General features: G+C 64.4%; 13 protein-coding genes and 1 tRNA gene. 5 read left to right on the top strand and 9 right to left on the bottom strand.

Features of this window, described 5'->3' with window-relative positions; all coding sequences use genetic code 11:
- Nucleotides 1-32 precede the first annotated feature (32 nt).
- Nucleotides 33-1,184: an SPOR domain-containing protein gene (locus tag D6858_RS09615; protein ID WP_120109409.1), complete on the bottom strand. Its 1,152-nt coding sequence runs from the start codon at nt 1,182-1,184 to the stop codon at nt 33-35.
- Nucleotides 1,185-1,421: 237 nt separating this feature from the next.
- Between D6858_RS09615 and D6858_RS09610 the strand changes: the two genes are divergently transcribed.
- From D6858_RS09610 to D6858_RS09600, 3 genes are read left to right on the top strand one after another with little or no spacing between them, the layout of a single operon-like run.
- The gene (locus D6858_RS09610) at nt 1,422-2,138 is read left to right on the top strand and encodes a ParA family protein (protein WP_120109406.1); all 717 of its coding nucleotides are present in this window, start codon (nt 1,422-1,424) and stop codon (nt 2,136-2,138) included.
- 24 nt (nt 2,139-2,162) lie between these two features.
- On the top strand, nt 2,163-2,729 hold the full coding sequence (locus D6858_RS09605) for a hypothetical protein (protein WP_120109404.1): 567 nt from the start codon (nt 2,163-2,165) through the stop codon (nt 2,727-2,729).
- 25 nt (nt 2,730-2,754) lie between these two features.
- Entirely contained in the window at nt 2,755-4,209 is a 1,455-nt protein-coding gene (locus tag D6858_RS09600; RefSeq protein ID WP_120109401.1) for an SPOR domain-containing protein, read from the top strand.
- Nucleotides 4,210-4,278: 69 nt separating this feature from the next.
- Here the strand turns inward: D6858_RS09600 and D6858_RS09595 are convergent, their stop codons facing one another.
- Entirely contained in the window at nt 4,279-5,502 is a 1,224-nt protein-coding gene (locus D6858_RS09595; protein ID WP_120109398.1) for a dihydroorotase, read from the bottom strand.
- Nucleotides 5,499-6,545 (bottom strand): aspartate carbamoyltransferase catalytic subunit, encoded by a 1,047-nt coding sequence (locus D6858_RS09590; protein ID WP_205664909.1) that lies wholly within the window; start codon nt 6,543-6,545, stop codon nt 5,499-5,501. The genes D6858_RS09595 and D6858_RS09590 overlap by 4 nt, the downstream gene beginning before the upstream one ends.
- A gap of 110 nt (nt 6,546-6,655) precedes the next feature.
- On the opposite strand from D6858_RS09590, the gene sppA reads away from it, so the two are divergent.
- Complete coding sequence (sppA, locus tag D6858_RS09585) at nt 6,656-8,545, top strand: signal peptide peptidase SppA (RefSeq protein WP_120109394.1); 1,890 nt, start codon at nt 6,656-6,658, stop codon at nt 8,543-8,545.
- 73 nt (nt 8,546-8,618) lie between these two features.
- Nucleotides 8,619-8,693, top strand: a tRNA-Val gene (locus D6858_RS09580).
- Nucleotides 8,694-8,783: 90 nt separating this feature from the next.
- On the opposite strand, the gene D6858_RS09575 is transcribed toward D6858_RS09580, so the two are convergent.
- The 6 genes from D6858_RS09575 to D6858_RS09550 all read right to left on the bottom strand — a co-directional run bounded on the left by D6858_RS09575 (nt 8,784) and on the right by D6858_RS09550 (nt 13,362).
- Entirely contained in the window at nt 8,784-11,123 is a 2,340-nt protein-coding gene (locus D6858_RS09575) for an AAA family ATPase (protein WP_120109392.1), read from the bottom strand.
- A 256-nt stretch (nt 11,124-11,379) separates the two neighbouring features.
- Nucleotides 11,380-11,715 (bottom strand): hypothetical protein, encoded by a 336-nt coding sequence (locus tag D6858_RS09570; RefSeq protein WP_120109390.1) that lies wholly within the window; start codon nt 11,713-11,715, stop codon nt 11,380-11,382.
- Complete coding sequence (locus D6858_RS09565) at nt 11,706-12,080, bottom strand: hypothetical protein (protein WP_120109387.1); 375 nt, start codon at nt 12,078-12,080, stop codon at nt 11,706-11,708. Before D6858_RS09565 ends, D6858_RS09570 begins: the two co-directional genes overlap by 10 nt.
- Nucleotides 12,077-12,490 (bottom strand): hypothetical protein, encoded by a 414-nt coding sequence (locus tag D6858_RS09560; RefSeq protein WP_120109384.1) that lies wholly within the window; start codon nt 12,488-12,490, stop codon nt 12,077-12,079. Before D6858_RS09560 ends, D6858_RS09565 begins: the two co-directional genes overlap by 4 nt.
- Nucleotides 12,462-12,875: a P-loop NTPase family protein gene (locus D6858_RS09555; protein ID WP_133305272.1), complete on the bottom strand. Its 414-nt coding sequence runs from the start codon at nt 12,873-12,875 to the stop codon at nt 12,462-12,464. The genes D6858_RS09560 and D6858_RS09555 overlap by 29 nt, the downstream gene beginning before the upstream one ends.
- Entirely contained in the window at nt 12,862-13,362 is a 501-nt protein-coding gene (locus D6858_RS09550) for a hypothetical protein (RefSeq protein WP_120109378.1), read from the bottom strand. The genes D6858_RS09555 and D6858_RS09550 overlap by 14 nt, the downstream gene beginning before the upstream one ends.
- Nucleotides 13,363-13,491 lie beyond the last annotated feature (129 nt).

The raw sequence follows: 13,491 nt of genomic DNA, 5'->3' as shown, positions 1-13,491 counted from the left end.
TTATCGCGCGGAGAGAATAGCTCTGATCGATATCAGCGGGTGACAATGCACCCCTGCCCTGCCGCCTTCAGCGCGTTACATGCGGATTGCGCGGCGGCGCTTGTCGGCCAGCCACCGGCCAATAACCGTGTCAAACGGCCAGCGGGCACAGCGAATTTGGCTTTGCCGGACAGCACACCGCGGCCACCGATGCGCGACCACAGCTTGTCCGCATTGGCGGCGACGGAGAACGCCCCCAGTTGTACTTTCCACGGGCCATTCTGCTGCACGCCCGGCTTGGGTGCGGGCGCAGATGGCGGTGCGGCTTCCTCTCGCCGGCGTATCGCGCGCGTCACCGGTTTCGGCGCAGCGGGCGGGCTGTGCATGGCAAAGTCCGCTCCGGCGCGCGCGGGGCTTTCCGTGCCGGTGGCGCGCATCGCTTCTGCAACCGCCGCCTGCGCTTCTGTCACAGCGGGCACCTCAGGCCGCGATGGCGGCACTGCCACACTCTCCACCGGTTCGGGCGGGCGTTGACGCGGCAGGACCGAAGGCGCTGCACTGGCGACCTGTGTTTCGGCAGGAACGTCGGCCGCCAGATCGGCGGCTGCCATCTGGCTGGCACGGGTGGCATCGGCATCCTGCCGCATCTGAATAACCAGCGATTGCGCCGCCTGACGCTGCGCCAGCGGGACATATTCGTCCATCTGCTGCAACGCCGGCCTGGCCTGCGGCAACCCCGCACCGTTAGCCAGCGTTAGCAAGGCATAGGCACGTTCCCAGTCCTTGGGGGCAAGATCGCCGTTGAAATGCGCGATGCCCAGCAGATACTGCGCCCGCGGATCGCCGCGACCGGCGGCCGCTTCGATATACGGCATGGCTTCCCGACGTTTGCCATCCTGAAACAGCAGCAAGCCATAGTTATCGGCAGCCTTGAGATGCCCTTTCGCGGCGGCTTCGGCATACAGCGCCTGCGCCTTTTTAAGATCGACCGCGACACCGCGCCCAAGGCGATAGGCCTGCGCCATGTTGAAGATCGCATCGGGATCGCCTTTCGCCGCAGGCCCGCGCCATTCAGCGACAGCCCGCGCATAATCGCCCGCAGACCACGCATCGACCCCGGCCTTTACATCGGCCCATGCCGGGCGGGCGGCCAAAAGCGACAGCCCGGCCATTGCGAAAAGTGTATAATGCCAGATCGGCTTCATTGCGGATGCGCCCCCTTTGATGCGCGTTGCCCGTCCGTTTGAGAGACTGGCATAGTGAACAGCGCGTTAGCAAAAGGTTTCTACCACCCGCGTTTTCACATCATAGGAGGGAATTACCCTAGTAACGCATGCCGTGTGCCGCCCCGGCGTTAACTCAATATTAGGGGTGAAGTGCGATCTCCCTGTGTGGAAGGCGTGCAGTGCGCCTTGGCAAATGGCAATTCAGGGGGAACAGCCTTGCGTGTTCTGGCATTGGCTTCGCAAAAGGGGGGATCGGGCAAGACCACCCTGTCGGGACACCTCGCGGTACAGGCGCAACGCGCCGGTGCAGGCCCGGTCGTGCTCATCGATATCGATCCGCAAGGCTCGCTGGCCGACTGGTGGAACGAACGGGAGGCGGAATATCCGGCCTTTGCCCAGACAACGGTCGCCCGCCTCGCATCCGATCTGCAAATTCTGCGTCAGCAGGGTTTCAAACTGGCGGTGATCGATACCCCGCCCGCGATCACGATGGCGATTCAATCGGTGATTTCGGTGGCTGAGCTGATCGTCGTCCCGACCCGCCCCAGCCCCCACGATTTGCGCGCTGTCGGTGCCACTGTCGATCTGTGCGAACGCGCTGGCAAGCCGCTGATTTTCGTGGTCAATGCCGCCACACCAAAGGCCCGGATCACATCCGAAGCCGCCGTCGCGCTCAGCCAGCACGGCACAGTCGCACCGGTCACATTGCATCATCGCACCGATTTCGCCGCATCGATGATCGATGGGCGCACTGTGATGGAAGTCGATCCCGAAGGGCGCTCCGCCGCGGAAGTCACCGCCTTGTGGAATTACGTCTCCGACCGGCTGGAAAAGAATTTTCGCCGTACAATCTTCGCCGCACCCAATTCGCTGTCGGCCATTCCGGGCATCAATCGTGTGCAAGGTGGCTTCGGCCGCCGCGTTGCCCAGTAACGCGCACGGAAGGGACCGCCACACATGGCCGACGCAAATTTCGCCTCGCTCAGCCCCTCGCTGCTCGCTCGCAAGGGCGGCGCGAAACCGGCTATGCGGCCACAGCACGCGATGATAGCGTCGATGCCGCACGTCGCACCGTCCACGTTCTCCGGTAACGACGAAACGCTGGAAGATCTTGGCTGGAACGACATGGGTGAGGAATTTGCGCCCGCGCCCGCCGAACCGATCTATCTCACCCCGGCCCCGCACAATCCAGATGCCGAGGCCGAAGCACAGGCCAACGATCGCGCCGCCGAACGCCAGCTCAACGATCCTGCCAGCGACGTGCGTCGTCCGTTTGTGGTGGAACAGCAGGCCGAACTGGCCCGCGCTGTTGCTGCCACCCGCCATACCGACACCAAGGGACACAAGCCGGGCAAACGCGTCGCCTTCACCTTGCGACTGGATGCCGAACGCCATCTGAAACTGAAGCTGGCGAGCACGATCAACAATTGCAGCGCGCAGCAACTCGTGACCGAAGCACTTGATACATTGATCGCGAAAATGCCCGAAATCGAAACACTTGCTGCTCAAGTCAAGCATCGCTGACAGGGTTACCCAAGGGGATAATACCATGATCCGCATCAACCGCACTTCTCGCACGATGGCTCTTGTCGCCGGAACCGCGCTCGCCTCGATGGCGCTCGCCGGCTGCACGACGAAAGCCGCGCCGCGCGCCGATCTTTCGGCCAGCCAGGCCGAACTCGCGCTGAAGAAAGGCAAGGCAGACAAGGCCATCGAACATGCCGAAGCGGCTGTTCTGGCCGATGGGCGTAATCCCGCATATCGCGCCACGCTCGGCTCTGCCTATCTCGAAGCGGGCCGCTTCGCTTCGGCTATGACCAGTTTCGATGACGCCATGAAGCTGGGCGATACCAGCCCGCGCACGGCGCTCAGCTATGCCCTCGCCGCATCTGCCGCCGGGCAACAGCAGAGCGCGCGCGCCGTGCTGATCGACTGGCGCGACAGTATTCCGGCCACCGATCTGGGTCTGGCAATGGCACTGGCAGGCGATCCGAATCAGGGGGTTCAGATCCTTGCCAATGCAATCCGTTCGGGCGACAACACGCCGAAAACCCGCCAGAACCTCGCCTATGCCTATGCTCTGGCCGGTAACTGGCAGGCCGCGCGCCTGATGGCGGGGCAGGATGTTCCCGGCGATCAGCTCAACGCCCGGATGACCAAATGGGCCCAGATGGCGCGCCCGGAAGATGCCAATACCCGGGTGGCCACGCTGCTCGGCACCAAAGCCGATGCGGCCGATCCGGGTCAGCCGATACAGCTGGCGCTGGGCAATCACCCGAACGCCGAACAGCTTGCCGCAGAAGCCACCGCCTATGCCGCGCCCGAACCGCAGATGGCGCCTGCTCCCGTGCTCGCACACAACGGCGGTGAACTGCCTGCACTGAACCGGACAGCGGCAACTCCGCGCGCTGCCCCGGCCGCTTCTGTTGCACAGGCATCGGCGCCGGCAGCTCCGGTTGCTCAGGCAAGCGCCGCTGCCGCGCAACCGGCCCCGGCGCTCGCCGTCGCGGAACCGCAGCCGACCCGGCCGCGCACGTTCGAAACGGCCTTTTCAACGCCAACCCCCACCGGGGCCAGCGCACCGCAGATGATGGAATCGGCCATCGCCTTCGCATCCAGGCCGGTGGTGCAGCGCGCCCCGGCGCGATACGGCGCGGTCGCACCCAAGTCGGAGGCGGAACGCATCGCCAGCCGCACCGCCAAACTGGGCAACGGCAATCACCTGATCCAGCTCGGCTCGTTCCTGAGCAAGCAAGGGGCGCGCCGCGCATGGGGTGTCTATGCCAAGCGCTATCCCGAACTGGCGAACTACGACATGGTCATCACCGAAGCGAAAATCCGGGGCAAGCACTACTACCGCGTATCGGCAGGCGGCTTTGCCAGCGCAGGCGCCAACAGCATGTGCTCCACCATGAAAGCGCGCGGACAGGGTTGCTTCAAATGGGCCCAGGGTAAACCGCTGCCCGGCGCAGTAAACAACGGCATTCGCATGGCCAGTCGCTAAACCCACCATTCAACAGACCACCGAAGATCGGCCTCTCCCGCTAATCGACCGGGAGGGGCCGGTTTCGTTTCAGCCGACTGCGACGCCGCCTTTGTAAAGCGCGGTGACCCGGCCTTGCGTCGGTTGCCCGTCGAACGGGGTGTTGCCAGCACTGGCGGCCATTTTGCGGCGGTCGATGATCCACGGGCGTTCGGGATCGACCAGCGCGATGTCAGCTTCGTATCCGGCGGCCAGTGCGCCCGCTTTCACGCCAAGGATGCGCGCCGGGTTGGTCGCCAGCAATTCGACCGCGCGCGGCAGATCGACGATCCCGTCGCGCACCAGCGTCAGCGCCATCGCCAGCAGCGTTTCAGCTCCGGCCATCCCCGGTTCGGCATCGGCAAACGGCAGGCGCTTGTCCTCCGGGCCACGCGGATCGTGGCCGCTGGAAATGACATCTATCGTACCATCGGCCAGCGCCTCCCGCACGGCATGGCGATCGTCCTCGCAGCGGAGCGGGGGCGACAGACGGGCAAAGGTGCGGAAATCCATCGTCGCGAGGTCAGACAGCATGAAATGCGCCGGAGTGACGCCCGCAGTTACCGCAACCCCGCGCGCCTTCGCAGCGCGCACCAGATCGAGGGCAGCACGTGTCGTCATCTGGCGGATATGCAGCCGCGCCCCGGCCAGTTCGGCCAGCGCAATATCGCGCGCCACCGCCAGCGCTTCTGCCTGAGACGGCGCAGCAGGCAGACCCAGCCGCGTGGCGATTTCGCCGGCAGTGGCCACTGCCTTGCCCGTCAGGCCGCCATCTTCGGCGTGGCTAACCACCACCATGTCGAGCATCGCGGCATATTGCAGCAGGCGCAGCATCACACCCGAATCCGCGATCCAACGCCGCCCCGTCGCCACGGCGACCGCGCCCGCTTCGCGCATCAAAGCAATTTCAGCCAGTTCCGCACCCGCCAGCCCTGCGGTCGCCGCTGCCAGTGGATGAACCCACATATCGGGCTTCCCGCTTTTGGCGATAAAGTTGACCCGCGCCGGATAATCGAGCGGCGGGTTCTGATCGGGCATCAGCGCGGCACGGGTAATCCCGCCGAAATGGAACGCCCCCTTGTCGATGGCGAACACCCCCAGATCGACCAGACCGGGGATAACCAGCGCCCCCTTGGCATCGACAATATCGTCGCCATCGTGCGGCCCTTCGAACCCGGCAATAATGCCATCGGCCAGCCGCAGCGCACCGTCACACACGCCATCGGGAGTGACCAGCCTGCCGCCGGTAATCGTGAGAGGTCGCGCCTGCTTCATGCCGCGTCTCCCCACCCGGCAACCCCGCGTCGGCGGCGCGTCAGCACGTCGAGGCAGGCCATGCGGATCGCCACACCCATTTCCACCTGCCGGGTGATGATCGAGCGGTCTGCCATATCGGCCACATCGCTATCGATTTCGATCCCGCGGTTCATCGGGCCGGGATGCATCACCAATGCATCGGGCGCGGCCAGCTCCAGCCGCGCTTTGCTCAACCCATAGAGGTGCCGGTATTCGCGTGGGCTGGGGATGAACTGGCCGCTCATCCGTTCGTTTTGCAGGCGGAGCATCATCACTACGTCCGCTCCGGCCAGTGCCGCGTCGAAATCGTGGAATATCTCCACCCCCATCGCATCGACATGGGCCGGCATCAGCGACGGCGGCGCGCAGACCCGCACACTGGCCCCCATCGCCTGCATCGACAGGATGTTCGACCGGGCGACCCGGCTGTGCAGCACATCGCCGCAGATCGTTACCGTCAGCCCGGTGAAATCGTCGGCCGCGTGCCCCCGGTCACGCAAAGCGTGGCGCAGCGCCAGTGCATCGAGCAGCGCCTGCGTCGGATGTTCATGCTGCCCGTCCCCGGCATTGAGAACGGGGCAATCAACCTGTTCGGCAATCAGCTCGACCGCGCCCGAACTGCCGTGGCGAATGACGATGGCATCGGCCCGCATCGCATTCAGCGTGATCGCGGTATCGATCAGCGTTTCGCCCTTCTTCACGCTCGACTGCGCGGCATGCATATTGACCACGTCCGCCCCAAGTCGCTTGCCAGCGATCTCGAAGCTCAGCAGCGTGCGGGTGGAGTTTTCGAAGAAGGCGTTGATAACCGTAAGCCCGGCCAGCAAGTCGGTGTGCTTGTCAGCACCACGGTTCATCGCCACCCACTGTTCCGCTTCGTCGAGCAGATAGAGGATTTCATGCCGTTCCAGCCGCCCGATCGCCACGAGGTCGCGATGCGGAAACGCCAGTGCGCCCGCCGGGTAACGGCCCGCTGGAACGCCAGCTACCGAAGATTTTTCCGCCGATGTCATTGAAGTCATGCCCTTGGTCGAGTGAGGTCAGCCGGTCAAGCGGTTTCACACTGGCGCCCACGCCATCGAACCGATAGGCTGGCCGCACGCAATACTGTATTCAGGGGAATAATCCGCATATGTCGTTTGCCCGCAAGGTCTGGCACCTGCTCGTCGCCATCAAAGACGGGCTTTCGCTGGTTTTCCTCCTGCTGTTTTTCACCGCTCTCTATATGGTCCTGACAGCGCGGCCCAACCCCGGCCATGTTCGCGAAGGGGCACTGATGCTCGATCTCGACGGTTCCATCGTCGAAGAAAAATCGGCCATCGATCCTTTTTCCGTCCTGCTTTCAGGCGAAGCGCCTGCGGGCGAATTCGACGTGCAGGATCTGGTCCACGCACTCGATACCGCGGCTGACGACGATCGGATCAAGGCAGTGGTGATCGATATGTCGCGCTTCATGGGCGGCGGTCAGGTCGCGATGGAAACCGTGGGTGCCGCACTCGACCGGGTGCGCGCCGCGAAGAAACCCGTGCTGACTTTCGCCACGGTCTATACCGACGATGGCGTGATGCTCGCTGCCCATGCCAGCGAGGTGTGGGCCGATCCGATGGGTGGCGCTGTCGCTGCCGGGCCGGGTGGCAAACATCTGTATTACGGCGACCTTCTGAAGCGCTTCAAAGTCGATCCGCATGTGTTCAAGGTCGGCACCTATAAAAGCGCGGTCGAACCTTATCTCCGGTCCGACATGTCGGAACCGGCGCGCGAGAATTACACCCAGCTCTACGGATCGCTGTGGAGCGAATGGAAGGCCGATGTCACCAAGGCACGGCCCAAGGCAAAGATCGACCAGATCACCAAAGACCCCACGGCATGGGTGCAGGCTGCCAACGGCGATTTTGCCAAGGCCGCACTCGATGCCGGGTTGGTCGACAAGCTGGGCGACCGGGTCGAATTCGGCCAACGCGTCGCCAAGATCGTGGGCGAAGATCCGTGGGACAAGGATCCGGGTGCATTTGCCAGTGTCGATCTCGATCCCTGGCTGGCGGATAATGCACCGGAAACGCCGGGCAAGCCGATTGGCGTGATTACCATCGCAGGCGAAATCGTCGATGGCGATGCCGGACCGGGCATTGCCGGGGGCGACCGTATTGCAGGCCTGCTGAACGATGCACTCGACGACGATCTGGCCGGGCTGGTGGTGCGGGTCGATTCACCCGGTGGCTCGGTTATGGCCAGCGAGGAAATTCGCCGCGCGATCCTTCGCCTGAAGGCGCAGGGTATCCCGGTGGCAGTGTCTATGGGCAACCTCGCCGCCAGTGGGGGATACTGGGTATCGACACCGGGCGACCGGATATTTGCCGAACCCACTACGATCACCGGATCGATCGGCATTTTCGCTGTCGTCCCGACATTCGAGAAAGCGCTGGCCGACCATGGCGTTCATTCAGATGGTGTGCAGACCACTCCGCTCAGCGGGCAACCCGATCTGATCGGCGGGTTCAATCCCGAAATCGAAGCGATCATGCAATCGGGCATCGAAAACGGATACCGTCAGTTCCTCACCCGCGTGGCACAATCGCGCAAGATGTCGACCGAGGCGGTCGACAAGATCGCGCAAGGGCGTGTGTGGGATGGCGGAACCGCGCGCCAGATCGGGCTGGTCGATCAGTTCGGCGGCCTGCCCGATGCACTCGAATGGGTCGCCAAACAGGCGAAGCTGAAGGATGGCGACTGGCACGCACAATATCTTGGCAAGGAACAGACCCGCTACGACACGATCATTAAGCGGATCGTTCAGGGCGGCGACTCCCACGGCCGCGCAGCCGTTGCGACCGGCCCGGACATGGTCGCCGTGATGGCAGGCCGCCAGCAAGCGCAACTGGCGCAAGTCAGCAGCGATCTGGAGCGGCTGATGCGCGCGCAGGGAATGCAGGCCTATTGCCTCGAATGCGCGCCAGCGGTGCAGCCGCGCGAATCGCGCCCTATGGCGCGCTGGCTGGCAACGCTGGCCGCATTGATAGATTGAGACAGACCGAACGCGGATCGCCTCTTGCCATCGCCGCAGGGTGATGGCAAAGGCGCCGCTTCGCGAACGAGATGGGCGCGTAGCTCAGCGGTAGAGCACACCCTTCACACGGGTGGGGTCGCAGGTTCAATCCCTGCCGCGCCCACCATCTTTTCAGGCACTTAGCTGGAAAGATGGTCCCACCATTCCACACCGGGGTATTCTCGGGGTAGCGTATCTCTCGCTACCCCTCGAGATTTCACGACACAGGAGCGGCCGTCGCAGCGGCCCCAGCCGAGGCATGCGAGCTCGAAGCGGGCCGCCGCGCGCCGATGAGCTCGAGTGCGTCGGTGGCGATCACCTTCACCTCGTCGGGGCCGAGCGTGCGGGCGCTTCCCGTGTTGGCATTCTCGCCGTGATGGTCGTCACACGTCGCATTGTTGCAGCGGTCGAGCTGAGTGAGGTCCCGATGGCAGGGGTGCGACGATCCCTCGCTCGCAATCGCCTTGACGATGGAGCCGAGGTTTTGATCGGGGGTGAAATAAGCCCGGTATCGCCTGTAGTGAGTCTCGAGGACCCGGCGCACCGTGAGGGCCACCTTGGCATGATCGCCCTCGTTCCGATCAACGTAGGCGGTCAGCTCGTCAATCATCTCGATGTGCCGAGCCCGACAAAGGAGGTCCAAGTCCACGACCGAGGCCTCCGACCATTGGCCCCCGGTGGCGAAGTCGATCTTGAAGGCCGTGCATGGGGTGCCCGCGCAACGGGCCTCGATGTCGAGGAGCAAGTGCTCGTCGTGGGACAGCACGATCATCTGGCGGCAGCGGCCGCACAGCTCCTTGATGACCTCGACCGTCATATACCGGCGATGGCTGTCGTGGCTGCTTAGCGGGTCATCGACCACCACTGTCTTCCCGGCGAGGCCTGTGTCGCTGTCGAGCATGGCGAGGAAGAAGGCGAAGGCGAGCGTGGTCTTGTCCCCGGCCGACAGCGTGTTGCGGAATGAGGGGATGGCGTCCGCCTGCCGCCCCCGTCCGCGCGCGACGGTCTCGCCCTTAATGAGCAACCCGTAGTCCACTTGGCCCGAGTTGCCCTGCATACTGTTGGTGATCTTCGAGATGGTGAAGCTGGCGCCGAAGCGGCCGAGGTAGTGATTCACGCGGCTGTGGTACTGCGCGGCCGAGGCCTCGTTCACGTCCTTGAGCTTCTTCTGGATGTAGGTCCGGGTCTTGCGCGTCCGCGCGTCCCGCTTCTTGGCTCGGAAGTAGGCATCGACCCGCTTCTGTACCCCCGCATCATGCCGGGCGATGCGCTTCTTCACGTTGTCGCGGGTCGCCTGTGCGACCGCCAAGTTGGTCGGCGTGGCGGTCGAGACCTTCGCAGTGGCGTCATTGATGGCGACAACGGCCTCGTTGTATGCATTGATGAGGTCATTTGCGGCCGTGATCTTGGCGGCGATCTCAGAGAGCTCCGCCTCGGCCTCGAGCTTGTCCAACGGGGACGCGCGCTTCTTATCGCACAGCGACTTGGCCGCTTTGTGGGCGTCCGCGATCACGGGACCGAGCTCGGCCATCTCCGGGAGTGGCTTATCCAGCCGGACGTATTCGCCCCATTTGCGGGCCGCCTCGGCATTCGTCTCGACCTTGGCAGTCAGGCCGGTGCGGGTGTCCTCGCCCAACGCACTATCGACCTCGACCCCGAGCTCCCGGACCGTCGCTAGATGGGCCTTGTAGGTGTCCCCGAAGATTTGCCCATACAGCGTGACCATGCCCGCCTGATCCACGTCCTCGCGCCCACAGAAGGGGCAGGAATCATCGTGGATGTGGTCCAAGCCGTAGCCGATCCACTCCTCGGCCTTCTTGTCGAGGTGGAAGCGGGTGAAGTGCTCGAGCAAGCGGTCCCGAGCCGAGGTATCAATGTCAGCGACGGTGCTAGCGAGGGCGGCGGCCATCCCGGCCGGGAGAGCGGGGACGGGCAGCTCCTCGAGCTGCTTTAGGGCAGCGATCTTGTCCGCCTGCTGGACCGCTTTCACAGCGCGCTCGGCATCCTCGAGGCGCTTGTCGTAATCGGGGTTGGGCGCCAGCGCGAAGAACTCGTCCAGCCCCATGTCGGCGGGCTTGTCCTCGGCAAGGGCCGTTTCGGCCGCCTTCAATTCCGCAGCCGTCTTGCGGTTGATCTCGTTGAAGTGCTCGAGGTGGGTTGCCAGCCGCACGCCGTCCTTGCCGATGATGACTGTGAAGAGACCGCGATCATGGGCCAGCTCGGTCAGCTCGCCCGCATAGATGTTGTCGGCAATGAAGGTGGTGTCGAACACCTCGATTGGCGCGCTCTTTGACTTCCACTTGCCATTCTCGAAGCGGATATTCCCGGCGTCAGCGATGAGGGTGACATCCGGCGCGGCGCCACCATTGCCCAAAGATTGGCGAGCGAGGACAGTGTTTGAGCAACCATCCCGGGCCGCCCGGAGGACTGAGGTCAGGGTCGATTTTCCCCTCCCGTTCCCTCCATAGAACAGCGTGAGCTGCGAGAGCTTTGGGGACCCCGGCGTGTCGAACGCACGCAATACCCCCACATTGCGAATGACGAACTTGCTGAACATGAACAAATAGCTGACTCGGAAACACCTGAGAGTCAAAGGTGTTCGCCAGTATTGTTCTCGATTGGTTCAACTATAGTGCAAAGGGGCTCGTCTCCCCCGCCCTGTTTGTGCACGGACGGCAGAGCCGATTATGCGCGCCCTCGCTCTCGAAGGGCTTGCGGCAACGCAGGCACGGCCGGGTCTGCATCGGCTCCGGCTCCCCGTGCACATCGCGGCGCCGGTTGGGCGACGGGAGATAGCTCGGCCACCCCATCGGTCAGCCAGCCACCATCGTCCGCATCATGCCCAAGGAGACGAGCTGCCGCCGGGACAGGGCCTCGACCGAGACCAGCTCGGCCGTGTCGGGCGAGCGGATCACGTCCACCCATACCCCGCCCCGGGCGCCCGGCTGGCACAACAGCCCAAAGAAGGCACCGAGCTCGGCCGCCGGGACCTCGAACAGCCGTGCGATCTTGCGGACGATTGCGACGGTGGGCCAGCGGCTCGGTTCGTTGATTCGGGCGTCGATCAGCGCGGCCAGGTGCGCCTCCCGGGTCCGGTCATCGAACAGGGCGAGATAGCCGTTGCGGGCCGCCTCCGGGGTCAGCTCCACTGTGGGCTCGAATCATAGACCGCATCGGTGCGGACCTTGCGGAAGGCGATCTCGGCCGAGCGCTCGGCACAGGCCAGCTCGATCAGCACGCTATCGGTGCCGGAGTGGTCGAGGAGCGCCTGTCCGGGCGTACAGCCCTTCTCCACGGCGATCTCCCCGGCGCGCGCCATCATCGCGTCCCCGTACTCGGCCGCCTTATACAGCGGCTCCGCCGTCCCGGCCGCCACTTCGGCAGCGTTCTTGCGGATGGGGGTGGCGCCGTTCTTGAGCAGGACGGCGGTGGCGCCCTTCTGTGCGGGCACGTCCACGGTCGAAATCTCGTCAACGGTCATCGACCGGATGATTTGCTTCTTGGGTACAGTCATTGTGATGGTTCCTTCGGCTGAGGTTGCGGCACGGAGGAGAGGTCATTCTCGACCTGCCGGGCTATCAACGATGCGACCGTCTCCGCCCGCGCCCGGGACTGGCGCGGCTGATTCAGGTGCGAGAGCAGGTCCGGGGCATTCAGCTCGAGCTCGCCCAACAGCGAGCCGCGAAATTGGTGCATCATGCGGGAGGGCGAATAGGCCTCCGAGCCGTGGCGGCGCCGGTACTCAGCGAGGAATGCCCGGTCGGCATCGAAGAGCGCGACCATCGCCTCCCCGGCGGCGGCGATAGCGGACGAGAAGCGGGCAGCGGCCTCGGCCTTGTCGGTGGCGATCTCGCTCAGGCGGTCCGGTTGGGCGATTGCCTCCGGCTCCGGGCCGTCAGGCCGCTTGCTGTTCCAAATTCCCATTGTCGTCTCCTTCGTCATTTTCGATGGCGGGCGCATGGCCCAAGGACAGGCGGATGGCGGCGATCACGTCGCGGGCCTCCTTGCGGTCGAAGCCCGCGCGAATGAGGTCAACACGGCGCATTCGCCAGAAGTGTTCATCGAAGATGGGTCGCTCGGCCGCGTCCCGGGCGCGCGCCAGCACCCAGCGGTCATAGACCGACACCGGCTCGCGTTCCCCGCGCATCAGGCGGTCCTCGTGCCACAGGACGGCGAGCTCAGGGGTGCCCGGGGCTTCCTCGCCCATCTCCATCAACAGCGACATGCGAAGCGCCCGGCGGCCGTCCGGCCCCATCATCTGGCAACCCACCATGAAGGCGAGGTCATCGAGGGCTCTATCGCGGTTCATTTTCGATCATCCGGGCCGGGGCGGGCAGCGACCGCAGGCCTTCGGCCATCTGCACAGCGACCTTCGCCACGGCATCGCCCAAGACACCGGCATCGAGATTGTGCGTCACGCGGCCATTGACGGACACCGACGAGATTTCACGGTACGCGGGCAGCAGGGCCTTGGCGCGCAGCTCGAGCAGGCGGTCGCTGTATTTGCGGACCGTGCCGACGATGCGCTCACGGTGACGCCCCCCATAGATTGGCTCGTCCCAGCCTTCCTGCGCGCGGCGGTAAATCTCGTGCTCGATGCTGGCCTCGGCCGACTGCATCGCTTCGTCCCATTGTCGGGCGAACTCGGGGTCACGCGCCCGCTCGTCCTTGAAGGTCTGGATTGCGCCGTACCGGCTGGACGCGCGGGGGCTGGCGGCGCGGGCGGCCCGGGTCGCAATGCCGTGCAGCTCCAATTCCTTGAGAAAGGCCCTCTTGCGGCGGTCGGTCAGCTTCATGGCCGAACGATAGCTGGCGGGGCCAACGGAACGAACGGCGGGGCGTTGATGAGAAACTCAGCAGGTTGAAAATCACGCGCCTGATCACACATTTAATGCTCGGGTCGACAATGTCGGCCTCAGGGAGAA

Source organism: Tsuneonella suprasediminis, from assembly GCF_003605755.1.
Classification (GTDB): Bacteria; Pseudomonadota; Alphaproteobacteria; order Sphingomonadales; family Sphingomonadaceae; genus Tsuneonella; species Tsuneonella suprasediminis.
Note: the sequence above shows the minus strand (reverse complement) of the source record. Positions and strands in the feature narration are given on the sequence as shown.

Coding starts and splice junctions, on each gene's coding strand:
- D6858_RS09615 (WP_120109409.1), bottom strand. CDS start 1,184: ATGAAGCCGATCTGGCATTATACACTTTTCGCAATGGCCGGGCTGTCG.
- D6858_RS09605 (WP_120109404.1), top strand. CDS start 2,163: ATGGCCGACGCAAATTTCGCCTCGCTCAGCCCCTCGCTGCTCGCTCGC.
- D6858_RS09600 (WP_120109401.1), top strand. CDS start 2,755: ATGATCCGCATCAACCGCACTTCTCGCACGATGGCTCTTGTCGCCGGA.
- D6858_RS09595 (WP_120109398.1), bottom strand. CDS start 5,502: ATGAAGCAGGCGCGACCTCTCACGATTACCGGCGGCAGGCTGGTCACT.
- D6858_RS09590 (WP_205664909.1), bottom strand. CDS start 6,545: ATGACTTCAATGACATCGGCGGAAAAATCTTCGGTAGCTGGCGTTCCA.
- sppA (WP_120109394.1), top strand. CDS start 6,656: ATGTCGTTTGCCCGCAAGGTCTGGCACCTGCTCGTCGCCATCAAAGAC.
- D6858_RS09575 (WP_120109392.1), bottom strand. CDS start 11,123: ATGTTCAGCAAGTTCGTCATTCGCAATGTGGGGGTATTGCGTGCGTTC.
- D6858_RS09565 (WP_120109387.1), bottom strand. CDS start 12,080: ATGACTGTACCCAAGAAGCAAATCATCCGGTCGATGACCGTTGACGAG.
- D6858_RS09560 (WP_120109384.1), bottom strand. CDS start 12,490: ATGGGAATTTGGAACAGCAAGCGGCCTGACGGCCCGGAGCCGGAGGCA.
- D6858_RS09555 (WP_133305272.1), bottom strand. CDS start 12,875: ATGAACCGCGATAGAGCCCTCGATGACCTCGCCTTCATGGTGGGTTGC.
- D6858_RS09550 (WP_120109378.1), bottom strand. CDS start 13,362: ATGAAGCTGACCGACCGCCGCAAGAGGGCCTTTCTCAAGGAATTGGAG.